This window comes from Geobacillus sp. YHL, assembly GCF_022341265.1.
In the GTDB taxonomy this organism is placed as follows: domain Bacteria; phylum Bacillota; class Bacilli; order Bacillales; family Anoxybacillaceae; genus Geobacillus; species Geobacillus thermoleovorans.
Genome location: NZ_JAEIGB010000013.1, coordinates 1 through 16,005, shown reverse-complemented (window position 1 = coordinate 16,005; position 16,005 = coordinate 1). Strand labels below are relative to the sequence as shown.

Annotated in this window: 13 protein-coding genes; 4 read left to right on the top strand and 9 right to left on the bottom strand. The window is 52.2% G+C overall.

Features of this window, described 5'->3' with window-relative positions; translation table 11 throughout:
* Positions 1 to 3: 3 nt before the first annotated feature.
* The 9 genes from JCR24_RS11880 to JCR24_RS11840 form a co-directional block, all read right to left on the bottom strand.
* On the bottom strand, positions 4 to 2,094 hold the full coding sequence (locus tag JCR24_RS11880) for a BglG family transcription antiterminator (RefSeq protein ID WP_238980681.1): 2,091 nt from the start codon (positions 2,092 to 2,094) through the stop codon (positions 4 to 6).
* Between the two features lie 311 nt (positions 2,095 to 2,405).
* On the bottom strand, positions 2,406 to 3,854 hold the full coding sequence (locus JCR24_RS11875) for a PTS mannitol transporter subunit IIBC (RefSeq protein ID WP_014196028.1): 1,449 nt from the start codon (positions 3,852 to 3,854) through the stop codon (positions 2,406 to 2,408).
* Between the two features lie 142 nt (positions 3,855 to 3,996).
* The gene (locus JCR24_RS11870; protein ID WP_238980680.1) at positions 3,997 to 4,500 is read right to left on the bottom strand and encodes a PIN domain-containing protein; all 504 of its coding nucleotides are present in this window, start codon (positions 4,498 to 4,500) and stop codon (positions 3,997 to 3,999) included.
* Positions 4,493 to 4,768, bottom strand: coding sequence for a UPF0175 family protein (locus JCR24_RS11865; protein WP_223813678.1), 276 nt, complete (start codon positions 4,766 to 4,768; stop codon positions 4,493 to 4,495). Before JCR24_RS11865 ends, JCR24_RS11870 begins: the two co-directional genes overlap by 8 nt.
* A gap of 509 nt (positions 4,769 to 5,277) precedes the next feature.
* Positions 5,278 to 6,738, bottom strand: a complete 1,461-nt coding sequence (locus JCR24_RS11860) for a CoA-acylating methylmalonate-semialdehyde dehydrogenase (RefSeq protein WP_238980679.1) — start codon at positions 6,736 to 6,738, stop codon at positions 5,278 to 5,280.
* A 16-nt stretch (positions 6,739 to 6,754) separates the two neighbouring features.
* Positions 6,755 to 8,086 carry a GntP family permease gene (locus tag JCR24_RS11855; protein WP_171698322.1) on the bottom strand — a complete coding sequence of 444 codons (1,332 nt, stop codon included), beginning with the start codon at positions 8,084 to 8,086 and terminating at the stop codon, positions 6,755 to 6,757.
* A 31-nt stretch (positions 8,087 to 8,117) separates the two neighbouring features.
* Complete coding sequence (locus tag JCR24_RS11850; RefSeq protein ID WP_238980678.1) at positions 8,118 to 9,305, bottom strand: iron-containing alcohol dehydrogenase; 1,188 nt, start codon at positions 9,303 to 9,305, stop codon at positions 8,118 to 8,120.
* Between the two features lie 194 nt (positions 9,306 to 9,499).
* Positions 9,500 to 11,209, bottom strand: coding sequence for a sigma 54-interacting transcriptional regulator (locus tag JCR24_RS11845; RefSeq protein ID WP_238980677.1), 1,710 nt, complete (start codon positions 11,207 to 11,209; stop codon positions 9,500 to 9,502).
* Between the two features lie 388 nt (positions 11,210 to 11,597).
* Positions 11,598 to 12,545: an aldo/keto reductase family protein gene (locus tag JCR24_RS11840; protein WP_238980676.1), complete on the bottom strand. Its 948-nt coding sequence runs from the start codon at positions 12,543 to 12,545 to the stop codon at positions 11,598 to 11,600.
* Positions 12,546 to 12,793: 248 nt separating this feature from the next.
* On the opposite strand from JCR24_RS11840, the gene JCR24_RS11835 reads away from it, so the two are divergent.
* The 4 genes from JCR24_RS11835 to JCR24_RS11820 all read left to right on the top strand — a co-directional run bounded on the left by JCR24_RS11835 (position 12,794) and on the right by JCR24_RS11820 (position 15,805).
* A complete protein-coding gene (locus tag JCR24_RS11835; protein ID WP_013145090.1) occupies positions 12,794 to 13,522 on the top strand; it encodes an amino acid ABC transporter ATP-binding protein in 729 nt (242 codons plus the stop codon).
* A 28-nt stretch (positions 13,523 to 13,550) separates the two neighbouring features.
* Complete coding sequence (locus tag JCR24_RS11830; protein ID WP_011231463.1) at positions 13,551 to 14,396, top strand: glutamate ABC transporter substrate-binding protein; 846 nt, start codon at positions 13,551 to 13,553, stop codon at positions 14,394 to 14,396.
* A gap of 88 nt (positions 14,397 to 14,484) precedes the next feature.
* Entirely contained in the window at positions 14,485 to 15,138 is a 654-nt protein-coding gene (locus JCR24_RS11825) for an amino acid ABC transporter permease (protein ID WP_015375050.1), read from the top strand.
* Positions 15,139 to 15,154: 16 nt separating this feature from the next.
* On the top strand, positions 15,155 to 15,805 hold the full coding sequence (locus tag JCR24_RS11820; RefSeq protein ID WP_023633758.1) for an amino acid ABC transporter permease: 651 nt from the start codon (positions 15,155 to 15,157) through the stop codon (positions 15,803 to 15,805).
* Positions 15,806 to 16,005: the final 200 nt, after the last annotated feature.

Sequence of the window (16,005 nt, the reverse complement as noted above, 5' to 3'; positions counted from 1 at the left end):
GTGTCACTCCTTCATCGATATCCAATAATCATCGAAAAATTGTTCCAAATGGCCGCTAATAAGCGAATACACTTCGTCTTCGCCGCCATAAGCCAACGTGGCCGCGCTTTGCTCGTTCTTTACGAGCAACGTGCTCACATGGCTTAATACTGAAAGCACCTCTTTATCCGCATCAGCAGGACCGAGAAGCAACACGACCGTGTTGATCTCCATCGGCTCCCCGTCCATCCCCGCCACCGTTTGCGGCGAATCAAGTCGGTACATCGTCAGAGACGGACGAAGGACAGCGAAGCTTCGAGCGTGGTAAAGCGCCAGCGTCGTGCCAGGGACGCCAAGCCCGCCAAGCGACTCGCGGCGCCGCAGCTCCTCGATGACGACATCGGCATCGACAATGACGCCACTTCGTTCGAGGCGGCGGCACGCGTCCGTCAATATTTCATGAACAGAGCGCCTCTTGACCACCTCGAGGGAAAAACCGTCCAAAATGTGGACGATCGTCTCGCTGATGCGCCGAACCGCCTTCATCGTGTCGATGGCTGGCCTGTTTCGCCGTGCGGTTGACTCTTTCCTCATCCGCTTTTCAGCGGCCGATTTTCGCTCTAAACACTCGCGAATCTTCCGCGCTTCCTCCTCGGTCAGCATCGGGCTGACGACGATATGCGGCCCATACTCCTCAGGAAGCGGCACGGTCGAGATGACGAGATCGTACGCGCTGACATCTTTTCCTTTCCATTCAAACGCGGAAGCTTGTTCCAGCGAAACAATGTCCGGAATCTCTTTTTTCAGCCTCGTCGCTAAAATTTTCGCCGTCCCAAGCCCGCTCGAACAAATGACTAACACCCGCCAGCCTTTTTTCTCCCGCATGAGCGCGGCCGCAAAATGGAGCACCAAATAGCCAATCTCCTCATCCGGGATCGGAATGCCGCCAAACAGCTGCCGCGCCCCATCTGCGACAATGGCGAACAGCTCCGCATAGTCTTGTTTGATTGGATCAAGCAGCGGATTGGCGACCCCCATTCCGTGTTCGAGGCGATACAGAGCCGGCTTTAAATGGACGACAAGGTCTTCGTATAACGTACGGTCGGCGGATAAATCAACGCCGAGCTTATCACTGACAAAGCGGATGAGTTGTTGCGCCTTCATGCCGACGGCCAAGCTTGGCTCTTCCATCATTGCTCCTTGACGGCTGCGCCATTTCGCTCCCATCAAGTGCATCGTCATATAGCCGACTTCTTCGTTAGGGATGTCAACGTCAAAGACTTTTTCTAACGATTCAGCGAGCTCATGCGCGATCTCATATTCTTTCGTCGCTTGCAACGCCTGCAGATCCCGCGGATCGAAGTGGATCGCTTCTCCCCGCTTGATGCGCTCCATGGCGAGCGCCAAATGGACGACGAAGGCGATGTACGAACTGTCGGCCATCGTAAACGGAAGCTTTTCTTTCACTTGCTCGATTTGCTGCTCAATGACAGCGAGCTTTTTTCTGTCCACAAGCCCGAGCAGCTTCTCCGCCACGGTGTCAAGCGGAGCGTCCGTCCGTTTTTGGATCGTCTCTTTCATCAATGCCAAAAATTCGTGTTCATCAACATGGCGGAACAACAAGTCGCTCATCAAGCGCCGTTTCGCCGATTCCGAACCGGCAAGCTCCACCCCGTATCCACGCTTGCGGATGAGCGAAAGCCCGTACGCTTCTACCGTTTGTTCCAATTTGTCCAAATCCAAGCTGACAGTGGCGACCGTGACGTTCAAGTCATGGGCCAATGTGACGAGTTTCACTGGCTCGTTGGCTTCCAACAGCGCAATTAAAATCATGAGCTGCCGCTCTTCGGGGGTGTATTCATGATGAGAAAGGCGAAACAGCTCTGCGGCCAGCGCCTGCTTCTTTTCCTCTTCCCCGACGAGGCGGATGCCGACTCCTGCTCTTTTCGCGAGCTTAAGCCCATAGCGGCGGAAGACCGATTCCAAACCTTGCAAATCACGATGAACCGTGCGGGCGCTGACATTCAGTTCCTCCGCCAATTCGCCGACTGTTATGTCCCTATCGTCCGCCAACAACCGTTCAAGCAACTTCCGCTCCCGTGCCGATACGTACATCGCCGTTCACCTCCCATCACGGAACAGCATTATTGACATTTTTGAAATAAATCTTTGCCTCTTCCATCCTTATTGTAAGGGCTTTTTTCTTGATTTGACAATGAATAGATGTTTCGTTTTCGTCATTGTTATTGTTGACAGATTTTAATTTTGCATGTATTTTTCTCTTTCGTCGTTTGACGAAGTTCACCGCGGTCGGGCACATCCATGCGGATGGGAGCGGAGGAAAGTGCCCCTAGCCGTCGAGGTAAACGCGAAATCACAAAGCAAAACGCAGGGGGAACGCCATTTCCCCTGCGTCTCATGCCGATTTACGCGTTCTTTTTCAATTGCTCGATCAATTCATCGTATTTCGGGCTGTTTAAGAAGTTTTCGACCGATACATGGTACGCATTGGGCAACTTCGCCTTCGCCCGGTCGGTCAAGTTTTGATGGGTGACGACGATGTCGGCGTCGGCCGGAAGCTGGTTGATCGCTGTATTCGTCACTTCGATATCGAGCCCGGCCTTTTGTACTTTGTTGCGCAAAATCGATGCTCCCATCGCGCTCGAGCCCATTCCCGCATCACACGCGAACACAATTTTCTTCACGCGGCCAGGAACCGCTTGGGCCACAGTTGCCGAAGCGGCTTCTTTCTGTTGCAATGCGGCAGCCACTTGGCTCTTTTTTCCTTTCAGCTGTTCCATTTTTTCCGTTGCTTTCGTCAACTCTTCTTCCTCTTCGGATTGTTTCGCCGCTTTTAAGAAAATCGAAGCGACGAGGAACGACACCGCTGCAGCGACGAACACGCCGGCTAGCACGCCGAAATAATTCCCTTTCGGCGTCATCGCCAGCAAGGCGAAAATGCTTCCCGGCGACGGCACCGCCACCAGCCCGGCATGGAGCACCGTAAACGTGAACACGCCGCTCACGCCGCCCGCCATGGCTGCCAAAATCAAAATCGGTCGCATGAGAATGTACGGGAAGTAAATTTCATGAATCCCGCCAAGGAAGTGGATAATGACTGCCCCCGGCGCCGATTGTTTCGCCATCCCCTTGCCAAACAGCCAATACGCCAGCAAAATCCCCAACCCTGGACCAGGGTTCGTTTCCAACAAGAACAAAATCGATTTTCCGGTTTTCGCCGCTTGTTCGACGCCAAGCGGGCTTAAAATTCCATGGTTGATCGCATTGTTCAAGAACAGCACTTTCCCCGGCTCGATGAACAAGTTCGCCAGCGGCAACAAGTGCCAATCAATGATTTTTTCCACTCCTGCCGCTAACGTTTTACTGATCACAGAAATGACCGGGCCGACTCCTTTAAAGGCGAGCAGCGTCAACACGCCGCCGACGATCCCGGCCGAAAAGTTGTTGACGAGCATCTCAAACCCTTGTTTCACTTTTCCTTGGAAGAGCCCGTCTACCTTTTTGATCACATAACCGCCAAGCGGCCCCATGATCATCGCGCCTAAAAACATCGGGATTTCCGAACCGACGACCACGCCCATCGTCGCCGTCGCCCCGACGACACCGCCGCGGACGTCGTACACCATTTTGCCGCCCGTATAGCCAATCAACAGCGGCAGCAAATACGTAATCATCGGACCGACGAGCTTCGCAAACGTCTCGTTCGGCAGCCAGCCGGTCGGGATAAACAGGGCGGTAATCAGCCCCCAGGCGATAAACGCCCCGATATTCGGCATAATCATGCCGCTCAAATAACCGCCAAACCGCTGAATCTTCACACGGAAGCCTGTTTCGTTTCCGGTTGTATGCGTCATAAAGCTGTTCCTCCTTTTTGGCTTGACTGTACCTTTATCTTAAAACGCTTACAACCGGCCCTTCAATGATAAGTAAACGCGATTTTGTCAAGGGGGTTGTTGACAGGTTTTAAAAAGGAAAAGCCGAGCGCGGCGGGCGGGGTTACGGTATTTCTTCTGCCAACGACAACGCCTCTCGATAAAGACGTTGGGAGAGATAAAATCCATTTTCAAGCAAAGTGTCTAACAGCGGCTTGACTTCCGCTATTTTCCTGTTTTTCTTTCCCAGAATCAAAACTCCGATTGTACCGATAGGCCGTAAAAGGAATTGTTTCGACAATGATCTGGCAGCATGCTCATCAATCACAACGACTTGAGCACCAAGTTCTTTCGCTCCAATAATAACTTCTAACTCCCCGGCATGGAATTTTCCATATAAACTTTCAACAAGGCTGCGATTTTTTACATGGTATAGCCTAAACACCCCCTCGCTGACCAATCGTTTGAGCTCCTCTTTTCCATAATGGCGTGGGGCATGGTTATGAACAATTTCTTGATAGACAGCTTCCGGAACATATACTTCATCAAATAGTTCAGACAAAAGAGTCAATTGACCAACGATCGACAGACCTATAATCGGTGTAGAATTAACCGTAACCCTACTCATTGTGATCCCTATTTTCTTTGCTCAATTTTTGCACCGTGTCCCAATCATCTTTGATGTGTTCCTCCGTATATTCCATCCAAGGAATCGCCTTCGAACGCAATACATCGATAAATTCCCCTAAGGATTTTCCTGCCAATTCAGCCGCTTTCGCCAGCGTCACCTGTTTTCCAACAAACAAACCAATCGCCAATGAAAGCTTTATTTTTGCCTCAACTGTGTTGCCTTCCAATTCATTAATGGCGGGCAAAAACTCTTTCGGCAAGTTCACCTGAAAGTAGTCCATGGCCATTGAACTCACACCCTTTTTTATTTTATTCTATCACACTTCGCGCCTTTTGGATGCTGTCACGGAACGAATAGCATTTCCAAATTTTTTACTACACGCTCAACACGATAGAAATGAAACCGACTCAATTGAACACTCCCCACCCGCGCTCACGTAGAGAAGTAGGGGATTCTCGGGAACACCCTAACATACGGTAAGCTGTCAGCTAAGCCATCCCTGTGCATCCCACCGTTGAGCTTCCTCAAAAAGATCGCAATCGAAGCCCTTCCTTTGTTCTTTTGGTGCAAGGGGAAGATCGTTGGTGGAAGACGCCGGTTCATCCCCCACTTACGCTCATGCTTGGAAGTTGAGGCCTTCTCGGTTCGAGGTGATAAAAAGGGGACTGACCCAAAAGGGTAATTTTCCTTAACAAAACACAACATATTGTCTATATACGGTAATAAGAAAGGGTGTCCCGATCCTTTTGGGACACCCTCTTACAGCCTATTTTACTAATATCTCGCCGTCACCATTTTCTTTCTCGTGTAAAATTCGACGCCGTCGCGGCCGTTGGCATGGAGGTCGCCGTAAAACGAGTTTTTGTAGCCCGAGAACGGGAAAAACGCCATGGGCGCCGGGACGGCGACGTTGACGCCAAGCATGCCGGCGTCGATTTCTTCGCGGAACTGGCGGATCGCTTTGGCGCTGTCGGTGTAGATGCAGGCGCCATTGGCAAATTCCGATCGGTTGGCGATCTCAATCGCTTCGTCCAGATCGCGGGCGCGGACGACCGACAAGACCGGGGCGAAAATTTCATCCGTCCAAATCGCCATGCCTGGTTTGACATGGTCAAAAATCGTTGGACCGATGAAATAGCCTTTTCTGCTTGTCGCCGAGTCGCGGCGTCCGTCGCGGACAAGGAGCGCCCCCTCTTTTTCGCCGATTTCGATGTATTTGATCGTCCGCTCTTTATGCGACTCGCGGATGACCGGGCCTAAAAAGACGCCTTCGTCGAGCCCATTGCCAATTTGGATGCGGTCGGCGGCTTCTTTGAGCCGTTCGACCAACTCATCGGCGATATCGCCGACTGCAACGACGACCGAGCATGCCATGCACCGCTCGCCCGCCGAACCGAACGCGGCGTTGATGATGTTCGTCACCGCCATATCGAGGTCGGCGTCCGGCATGACAATCGAATGGTTTTTCGCGCCAGCCAGCGCCTGCACCCGCTTGCCGTGGGCGGCGGCCGTTTTGTATACGTACTCCGCAACCGGCTGCGAGCCGACGAACGAAACGGCTTTAATGTCTTTATGTTCTAAAATGCCGTTCACGACCTCGTGTGCCCCATGGACAATATTCAATACTCCTGCAGGCAGTCCGGCTTCAGTAAACAGCTCAGCCAAGCGGTTGGCGAGCAGCGGCGTCCGCTCAGACGGTTTCAGCACGAACGTATTGCCGCAGGCGATGGCAAGCGGGAACATCCAGCACGGCACCATCATCGGGAAGTTAAACGGTGTAATCCCGGCGACGACACCGAGCGGGTAGCGGTACATCCCCGATTCGATATCGGTCGCGATATCCGGCAGCTGTTGGCCCATCATGAGCGTCGGAATCCCGGCCGCAAACTCAACGCATTCAATGCCGCGCTGCACTTCACCGTAGGCGTCCTCATAGACTTTGCCATTTTCTAGCGTCACAAGTCTAGCGAGTTCGTCCCAATGTTCGACCAACAGCTGCTGATAGCGAAACAAAATGCGGGCACGGCGCGGAACCGGGACTTTGCGCCATTCGCGGAACGCTTCTTTCGCGGCCGCCACCGCTGCATCAAGCTCCTCGCGCGAGGAAAGCGGCACTTTCGCTAGAACCTCCCCCGTTGCCGGGTTCGGCACGACTTCTTCTTTTCCGGATGTCGAGGCGACCCATTGGCCGCCGATAAAATTTTTCAATGTTTTTGTTTCGGTTACAGAGCTCATGAATGAAACCACCTTTCTAGAAAATCGAGTATAAGAGAATGGCTAAGAACATGCCGGCAAGCGGAATGATAACCGACAGAACGAATATCGGCTTATACGTCCGCTCGTGCGTTTCATGGCAGACGGCGCGAATCGTCGTCACAATGTATCCGTTGTGCGGCAGCGAATCAAGGCCACCGGAAGCAAGTGCCGCCACTCGATGCATGGCGCCGGGGTCAAGCCCTTTCGCCAGATAAATCGGCGCCAAAATCGGCAAGGCAATACCGAGACCGCCGGAAGCCGACCCGGTCATGCCGCAAATAATCGTGACGGCCAACCCCAATCCGAGCAGTTCCGGTCCAGGAATGTTCACAAGGACATCAACGGCTTTTTGAAAGGCCGGCACATTTTTCGCCACCGCTCCGAAGCCGACGACGGCGCACGTATTAGCGGCAGCGACTAACGCATCTTGGGCGCCGGACGCCATGGCCTCCCAAAATTTGCGGACGAATTTCGCATTTAACACCCAGCAAAGCACAATACCAAGGACAAGTGACAAGACCCCTGCTGAAGTCGAAGAAATGAATTTTGCCAAAATGTTTAATGAAACAATCACCGCCACTAACGGAAGGATGGCACAAACAATGTTCGGCAGCGGACGGCCAGCGCCGCGCTCGAGCGAAGCAGCAATTTCGCTCACCGCACCGGAAACGTCGCCGGTTCGGTATGGCAAGGAAAACGTTTCGCCGTTTTGTTTCGCTTTTTGGACAACACGCGTTAAATAGAGGGAACCAGCCACAGCAATCGTTGCGCCGACGAAAATGCCTACCCATCCCCCAGCCCCCGGCGTTGTATGGAAAAATTGCGTTGGAATGATGTTTTGAATCTCCGGTGAATACGGAGATGTCATTGTGAACGAAACCGAACCGAACACCATGGCGGCCGGAATAAAACGATGCGGCGTATTCGACTGACGGAACAGTGACACGGCGATCGGGTAAACAGAAAAGCCGACGACAAACAAGCTGACACCGCCGTATGTCATAATGGCGCAGGCAGCAACGACCGCCAATACAGCATGTTTAGCGCCAAACTTTTCTTTTACCCAATGAGCGATGGAGTCAGCTGACCCGGTGTCCTCCATCACTTTGCCAAAAATCGCCCCGGCTAAGAAGATAAGAAACCAGCTGGCGAAATAGCCTGTAAAGCCCGTCATATAGCTTTCCATCAAAGCTTTTTCCAAGTTTAATCCGCCTGTCAGCGCAACAAGAACAGAACTGATCAACGCGGCAATAATGATATTGATCCCCCTCATTGTCAAAAAAATCAACAATCCCAATGAGGCCAATAAACCAATCATCCCCAGCATACTTTTCCCCCTCGTTTGACCGTTGCTTCATTTAATGGCTGACCGTATTGGTGTCATACTGATAGTCGTAACAAATATGATACAGCGCGACAATTTCCCCATGGGTCGGCACTCTTGGGTTATTCGCTGGACTGCCGCTCGCCAGCGCATCAGCCGCCATTTTATCGACCGCTTTGTCGAATGCCGCTTTGTCAATGCCCCATGTTTTCATATTCGGGATGTGCAAATCACGGCAAAGCTGCTTCACTTCTTCAACAAGCGCATCGGCCGCTTCGGCATCGGAAACGTCCTTCAGCTGCGGGTTGATGAGCTGGGCAATCACCGCCAACCGTTCTGTGGCGCTGTCTTTTGTGAATTCAAGCACCCCTGGCAACAGCATCGCATTGGACACGCCGTGCGGCACGTGGAAGAGCGCTCCGATCGGCCGCGACATGCCGTGCACAAGTGTTACCGAGGCATTCGAGAACGCCATGCCGGCCTTCATGGCCGCGATCGCCATTTTTTCCCGCGCTTCGATGTCTTGGCCGTTTTCGTACGCCCGGCGCAAATGGCCGATGATCGCCTCAATGGCAGAGAGCGCCAGCACATCGGTCACCGGATGGGCGCGTCGGGAAATATACGCCTCGATCGCGTGACAAAGCGCATCGACACCGGTTGCCGCGGTAACGGATGGCGGGCATGAGATGGTGAGAAGCGGATCAACGATCGCCACGGCCGGAAGGAGCGCCGGCTGGGAAATCATCATTTTGACGTCTGTCTTCGTATCAATAATGACCGTCACTTTCGTCACTTCTGAACCCGTTCCGGCTGTTGTCGGAATAGCAATGAGCGGCAGCGGTTTTTCGGTAAACCGTTTCTGATTGCCGACATAGTCGCTGATCGTTCCTTCGTTCGTGATCATCACCGCCACCGCTTTGGCGGCGTCGATGCTGCTGCCGCCGCCAAGAGCGATAATGACATCGCACTGCTCGCTCCGGCAGACGTCAAGCGCTTCCTTCACATGGACATCCGTCGGCTCCGTGTCAACCCCTGTGTACTTGGCAAACGTCATCCCCACCTGTTGCAAGTATTGCTCGCAACGGGCGACAAGGCCGATTTTCTCCATCACCGGGTCGCTGACGATCAGCGCTTTCGTCCCGAGCGCTTTTGCCTGTGGGCCGACTTCGGCGAACGTATTGCACCCATACACAACCCGGCTGGGCACCAACAATTCGTACATCGTTTCCCCTCCTTTTTTGACAACGGTTTCATTTCCTTATGAAGCAAATTCCGTGCCAACATACAAAAGACGCCATGATAAGGGGGCTGTTTCGAAACAAAAACGCGTTCACCGACAGTAAGCAGACATTTCTCCTACAATACCAGACACTTATCCAACAGAGCAACAAAAAACAACGGCTTTGCCGCCGTTGCCTACAATCCGTATTTTTTCAGCTTCTCATATAACGTCGAGCGGTGAATGCCGAGCCTCCTTGCCGCTTCCGCCTTGTTGCCGCCCGCCGCCACCAGCGCCGCAGCGATGCGCTCACGTTCCGATTGATAGACCATTTCTTTCCACCGATCAGCCATCTTCACACCACCGTTTGGCAAAGACGAGGCTGCCGGTTGAACGGTCGACAAGTAAGACGGCAAGTGTTCGCGTTCTACTTTTTCCCCTTCGACCATGCTGATCAGCCATTCGACGACGTTGACCAGCTCGCGGACGTTCCCCGGCCATGAATAGTGGACAAGCACTTCCATGGCCTCTTTGGTAAACGACTTCAACGCGACGCCAAACTGCCGGCACATCCGATCCATATGGTAAGCCAACAGCGCGGGAATATCCGTTTTCCGCTCGCGCAATGGCGGAAGATGAATGCGAATGATATTCAACCGATAAAACAAATCTTCGCGAAAGGTTCCATTCCGCACCATCTCCTCGAGCGGCTTGTTCGTCGCGGCAATAATGCGCACGTCCACCTTGGTTTCGTATAGTCCGCCGACTTTTTCCACTTTCTTTTCTTCCAAGACGCGCAAAATTTTCGCCTGCATGGCAAGCGGCATATCGCCGATTTCATCCAAAAACAGCGTCCCTCCATGGGCGAGTTGAAACTTGCCGGGCTTGCCCCCTTTTTTCGCACCGGTGAACGCCCCATCTTCATAGCCGAACAGTTCCGCTTCCAACAACGACTCAGGGATGGCGGCGCAATTCACGCTGACAAACGGTCCGTCCGCATGCGGCCCAGCTTCATGGATCGCCCGCGCCACCACCTCTTTCCCCGTTCCGCTTTCACCGGTAATGAGCACCGTCGACGGCACGCGCGCCGCCCGACGAATCATCTGCTTCACAGCGGCGATCGACGGGTGGCGGCCAATGATCCGCTCGATTCCTTTCGGGGCGGAGGCGGCCGTCTCCTGTGGTTTCGCTTCTTTCTTCTCCTTCCGTCTTGCCTCACGCGACAGCTCCTGCAGGCGCCGGAAAATTTCATATACTTCCGATACCCCTTGGAAAATAAGCATCCCGATCGCCCCGATCACCTTGCCGTCCCGCCAAATCGGGATGCGGTGCACAACCATCGGCTGGCCGTAAATTTTTTGAATATATCCTCTTTCTGGAATGCCCGATTGAACACAAATGTGCAGACGGGTGTTTTCGATCACTTCCGTCACATGTTTTCCGATCGCTTCTTCCTGGCGAATGCCGAGAAACTGGCAATACGCCCGGTTGATTTCACGAACCACGCCGTCCTCATCGACGACAACCACCCCTTCGTACGCCGCATCCAGCACCGTTTTCATCGTCTCAGCCAGACGGCGCGTTTCCTCCAACTCACGCCGCAGTCGCTCGAGCTCATTCGTTGCTTTGGAATCGCTTTCGGACATTGGCATTGCAGCGCAGACGCCTTCCTGTTTCGTTTCCCACTTGTCGGAAAATGCCATCAATACTTCCCCTATCGGCATGGAACGATCGAGCCCATCCGCCGCCGCCCGCAGCATCATCCGCCACGTGCACCGCCCCACCGTCCGGCCATGCTCATCGATCACGTTCACCGACTCAAGCCCACGAGCCGCCATCCGTTGCATGACTTCTTGCAACGTTTGGCGACAAACGACGGTTGGCAAAGCACTGCAATCACTCGCCATTCCCCATTCCCCTTTCGTTCTTCCCTCTTTCCGTACCGTTCGCCGTTGGCGTGAAAAAATCCTTCTGTTCCTTCCTTGGAAATGCTGTAGAAGGATGGTGATTGAACAGGAAATACGGCTCAACAATGGGATTTCTCAAATTAGAAAGCTCCATAAAAGGCTATCTTTCTCTTCACTCGAGAACCGTTGATTTAGGAAAAATGGCTGATTTTCACCAGCCTTCTAGGGAAACACGTACCAATGACAAAAAATGGGGCTGACCCAAAAGGGTAATTTTCCTTAAACAAAACACAACATATTGTTTCTTAATGATTTGTTTTATACCTTATATGCGGTAAAAGTAAATAAGAAAGGGTGTCCCGATCCTTTTGGGACACCCTCACCTCTTTTACGCCAAAACCCCCTCAATCTTCTCAATCACTTCTTCGCTTAACGCGACATCGACCGCTTTGACGTTCTCTTCAACTTGTTCCGGGCGGCTGGCGCCGATTAAGGCGCTGGCGACGTTCGGCTGGCGCAGCACCCAAGCGAGGGCAAGCTGGGACAACGTAATGCCAAGCTCAGCCGCGATTTTTTCGAGTTGTTCCACTTTCGTTAACACTTCGTCATTGAGCAATCCTTGGATAAACGTATTCGCTCTTGGATCAGCGGCGCGGCTGTCAGCCGGCAACGCTTGACCTCGTTTGTATTTGCCGGTCAGCACCCCTTGGGCGAGCGGCGAAAAGACGATTTGACTGATGCCGTTTTGTTCGCACACCGGGATGACTTCCTCTTCAATATAACGGTGAAACATGTTGTATTGCGGCTGATTGACGACGATCCGATCGAGCAAGTAGCGGTCGGCCACGCCGAGCGCCTCTTGAATTTGCTGGGCCGTCCATTCGCTCACGCCGACATACAGCACTTTTCCTTGGCGGACGAGATCATCGATCGTACGCAACGTCTCATCGACCGGCGTTTCTTTGTCATAGCGGTGGCAGTAGTAGATATCGACATAATCCAGTTGCAGCCGCTTTAAGCTCGCATGGAGCTGCTCAAACACATGCTTGCGCGACAGGCCGCGGTCGTTCGGGCCGTCGCCCATCGGCCAAAACACTTTCGTCGCGATGACATACGATTCGCGCGGATATTTGCGCAGCGCCTCGCCGACGATTTTTTCCGCTTCCCCGCGCGCGTAGACGTTCGCTGTGTCAAACGAGTTGATGCCAAGTTCGTACGCCTTGTCAATGACGCGGATCGCGATTTCTTTTTCCACCGAATTTCCATATGTAAGCCAGCTGCCTAAACTAATCTCACTGACTTTCAGCCCCGTGCGGCCGAGTTTTCGATACTTCACCTTCGCTCCCCTCTCCTTTTGACGGCAATCAATGCCAAATTCTTCATGTCCTCATTATAATCCTCGATCGCTGATTTGCAAAGAGATTTGCCTTACTATTCAAAAAATGACTTCCCCTTCTTTGCGTCCATCATCGTCTTTTTCAATCGATTCACAAAATTTTTGTAGATTTCCGTAGATTTTCGTAGATGCGCATTTACAATCAATTCGAAAAACATTCACAAATTTGTCACAAAGGAGGGGGGCTATTGATTTATTTCCACCAAGTCAACAAATACTACGGCGATTTTCATGTGTTGAAAGACATTAACTTGACGATCAACCAAGGGGAAGTCGTCGTCATTATCGGGCCATCCGGTTCGGGCAAAAGTACGCTCGTGCGCTGCATCAACCGGCTCGAGACGATCTCAAGCGGCGAATTGATCGTAGACGGCATCAAAGTGAACGACAAACACATCAACATTAACGAACTGCGGCGCAATATCGGCATGGTGTTTCAACATTTCAACTTATACCCGCACATGACCGTCTTGCAAAACATCACGTTGGCGCCGCGCAAAGTGCTCGGCATGTCTGAAAAAGAAGCGAACGAGATCGCCATGTATTACTTGGAGAAAGTCGGCATTCCGGACAAAGCGAACGCCTATCCGTCCGCGCTGTCCGGCGGCCAGCAGCAGCGCGTCGCCATCGCCCGCGGATTGGCGATGAAACCGAAAATCATGCTGTTTGACGAGCCGACATCAGCACTTGACCCGGAAACGATCGGCGAAGTGCTCGATGTCATGAAGCAGCTGGCGAAAGAAGGGATGACGATGGTTGTCGTCACCCACGAGATGGGGTTTGCCCGCGAGGTGGCCGATCGCATCGTCTTTATGGATCAAGGGCGCATTTTAGAGGAAGCGCCGCCTGAGGAGTTTTTCGCGGCCCCGAAAGAAGAACGGGCGCGCGTCTTTTTAAGCCGCATTTTAAACCATTAATTCCGGTCAATCAAAGGGGGTTTTGTTCATGAGAAAGAAAGCATGGAAATGGTGGATCGCCGTCGCCTTGACGGCCTTATTGAGCGCTGTTGCTTTAACGGGCTGCAGCACAACGGACAAAGGAGAAGGCGGAACATCGTCGGAAACCGCCAAAGCGACCAATACGCTTGAAAAAATTAAACAACGCGGCAAACTCATCGTTGGCGTCAAATATGATTTGAACTTATTCGGGTTGAAAAACCCGGAAACCGGAAAAGTCGAAGGATTTGACATTGATATTGCCAAAGGGTTGGCGAAAAAAATTCTCGGCGATGAAAACAAAATTGAATTGAAAGAAGTGACGTCCAAAACGCGCATCCCGATGCTGAACAACGGGGAAATTGACGCCATTATCGCCACCATGACGATCACCGAGGAACGGAAAAAAGAAGTGGATTTCTCGGATGTGTACTTTATGGCCGGGCAATCGCTGCTCGTCAAAAAAGACAGCCCGATCAACAGCGTGAAAGACTTGAAAAAAGGCATGACCGTTCTGACAGCGAAAGGATCGACATCGGCGGAAAACATCCGCAAAGTCGCGCCGCAAGTCAACGTGCTTGAATTTGAAAACTACGCGGAAGCGTTTACCGCATTGAAAGCCGGCCAAGGCGATGCGCTTACGACCGACAACGCGCTGCTTTGGGGGATGGCCAAACAAGATCCGAACTATCGCGTCCTTGATGAAACGTTCACCGAAGAACCGTACGGCATCGCCGTCCGCAAAGGAGACAAAGAACTGCTGCAAGTCATCAACGAATACTTGAAAGAAATTAAAGAAAACGGCGAATACGATAAGATCTACGAAAAATGGATCGGCAAAAAGCCGCAACAATAACAGGCGAAACGGTGGGCGGAACAATATCCGCCCACCTGTTTGCCCAAAGGATGGGCTATGATTCCGCAAAGAAAGGAGGCGCTTCGTCTTGCTACGATTCTCCATTTTGGTTGAACATTGGGATTTGTATATGCAAGGGTTTGGCCATACGATCAAGGCCAGCGTGCTGGCCCTCATCGGCAGCTTGGCTTTAGGGACCATCATCGCCATTTTCCGCATCGCCCCGATTCGCCCGCTCAATTGGGTCGGAACGGCATACGTGGAATTTATCCGCAACATCCCGCTTGTGTTGATCGTGTTCGTTTTTTTTATGGGCTTGCCCGCCGTCGGCATTCGCTTTGACTCGTTTACCGCCGGAACGCTCGGACTGATGGTGTATACCGCTGCTTTTATCGCCGAAGCGATCCGCTCGGGCATTCAAGCCGTTCCGAAAGGACAAATGGAAGCGGCCCGTTCCTCCGGGTTGACCTACTTACAGGCGATGCGTTACGTCATCTTGCCGCAGGCGGTGAAAATCGTCATTCCGCCGCTTGGCAACCAGTTCATCAACTTGGTGAAAAACTCTTCGGTGCTTGGCGTCATCGCCGGATTGGATTTAATGTATTACGGCGACTTGATTTCCTCGAAAACGTTCGTCACCTTTGACGTTTATATTTTCGTCGCCTTGTTTTACCTCGTCTTAACGATCCCGCTCAGCCTTGGCGTCGGCTACTTAGAGCGCCGGCTGCTCAAGGCGCGGTAGGAAAGGAGGCCAAATGATGGATTTTGCCGGTGCTTACGCGCCCGCCCATTTGAAGTTTTTGCTTCAAGGGTTTCTCGTCACATTGGAAGTGGCGTTCATTTCGATTGTCTTGAGTTTTGTCTTTGGCATTATCATCGGGGTCATTCGCTATACGAAAATCCCGGTGCTTTCCCAATTGCTGGCCGTGCTGGTCGAAACGATCCGGAATTTGCCGCTGTTATTAATCATTTTCTTTACGTATTTCGCCCTTCCGGAAGTCGGATTAAAGCTTGATAAACTATACGCCGCCATTTCGGCCTTGGTCATTTTTGAATCGGCCATGTTGTCAGAAATCGTCCGCAGCGGCCTGCAGTCGATCGATAAAGGGCAAATCGAAGCGGCTCGCTCATCGGGGCTTACGTATGGGCAGACGCTATGGTACATCATTTTGCCGCAAGCATTGCGGCGCATGGTGCCGCCGATCGTCAGCCAGTTTATTTCCTTATTGAAAGATACGTCGCTGGCCATTGTCATTTCCTTGCCGGAATTGATGAACCATGCGCAAATCATTAACGGCCGCAACGTCAATTTTGTCATCCCGATCTTCATTCTTGTGGCGTTCATGTACTTTATCGTCAACTATTCGCTGTCGTTATTATCTCGCCGGTTGGAATACCGTCAGCGGTGATGGAACCGTATCCCCTTCTTCAGCCGGGGCATACGGTTTTTTCTTGCCATCTCTTTTCGTTAAAAAAGATCCGTTGTTTTCGCTTCCCTGTTATATAATAGAACCCGTGGTGCTAGATAAACTTGATCAAGCATAAAAATAGCCCTTGCTGGCGGATCTCCAGTAGAATGAAAGTGCCACCCAACATTCGAAAGGAGAGA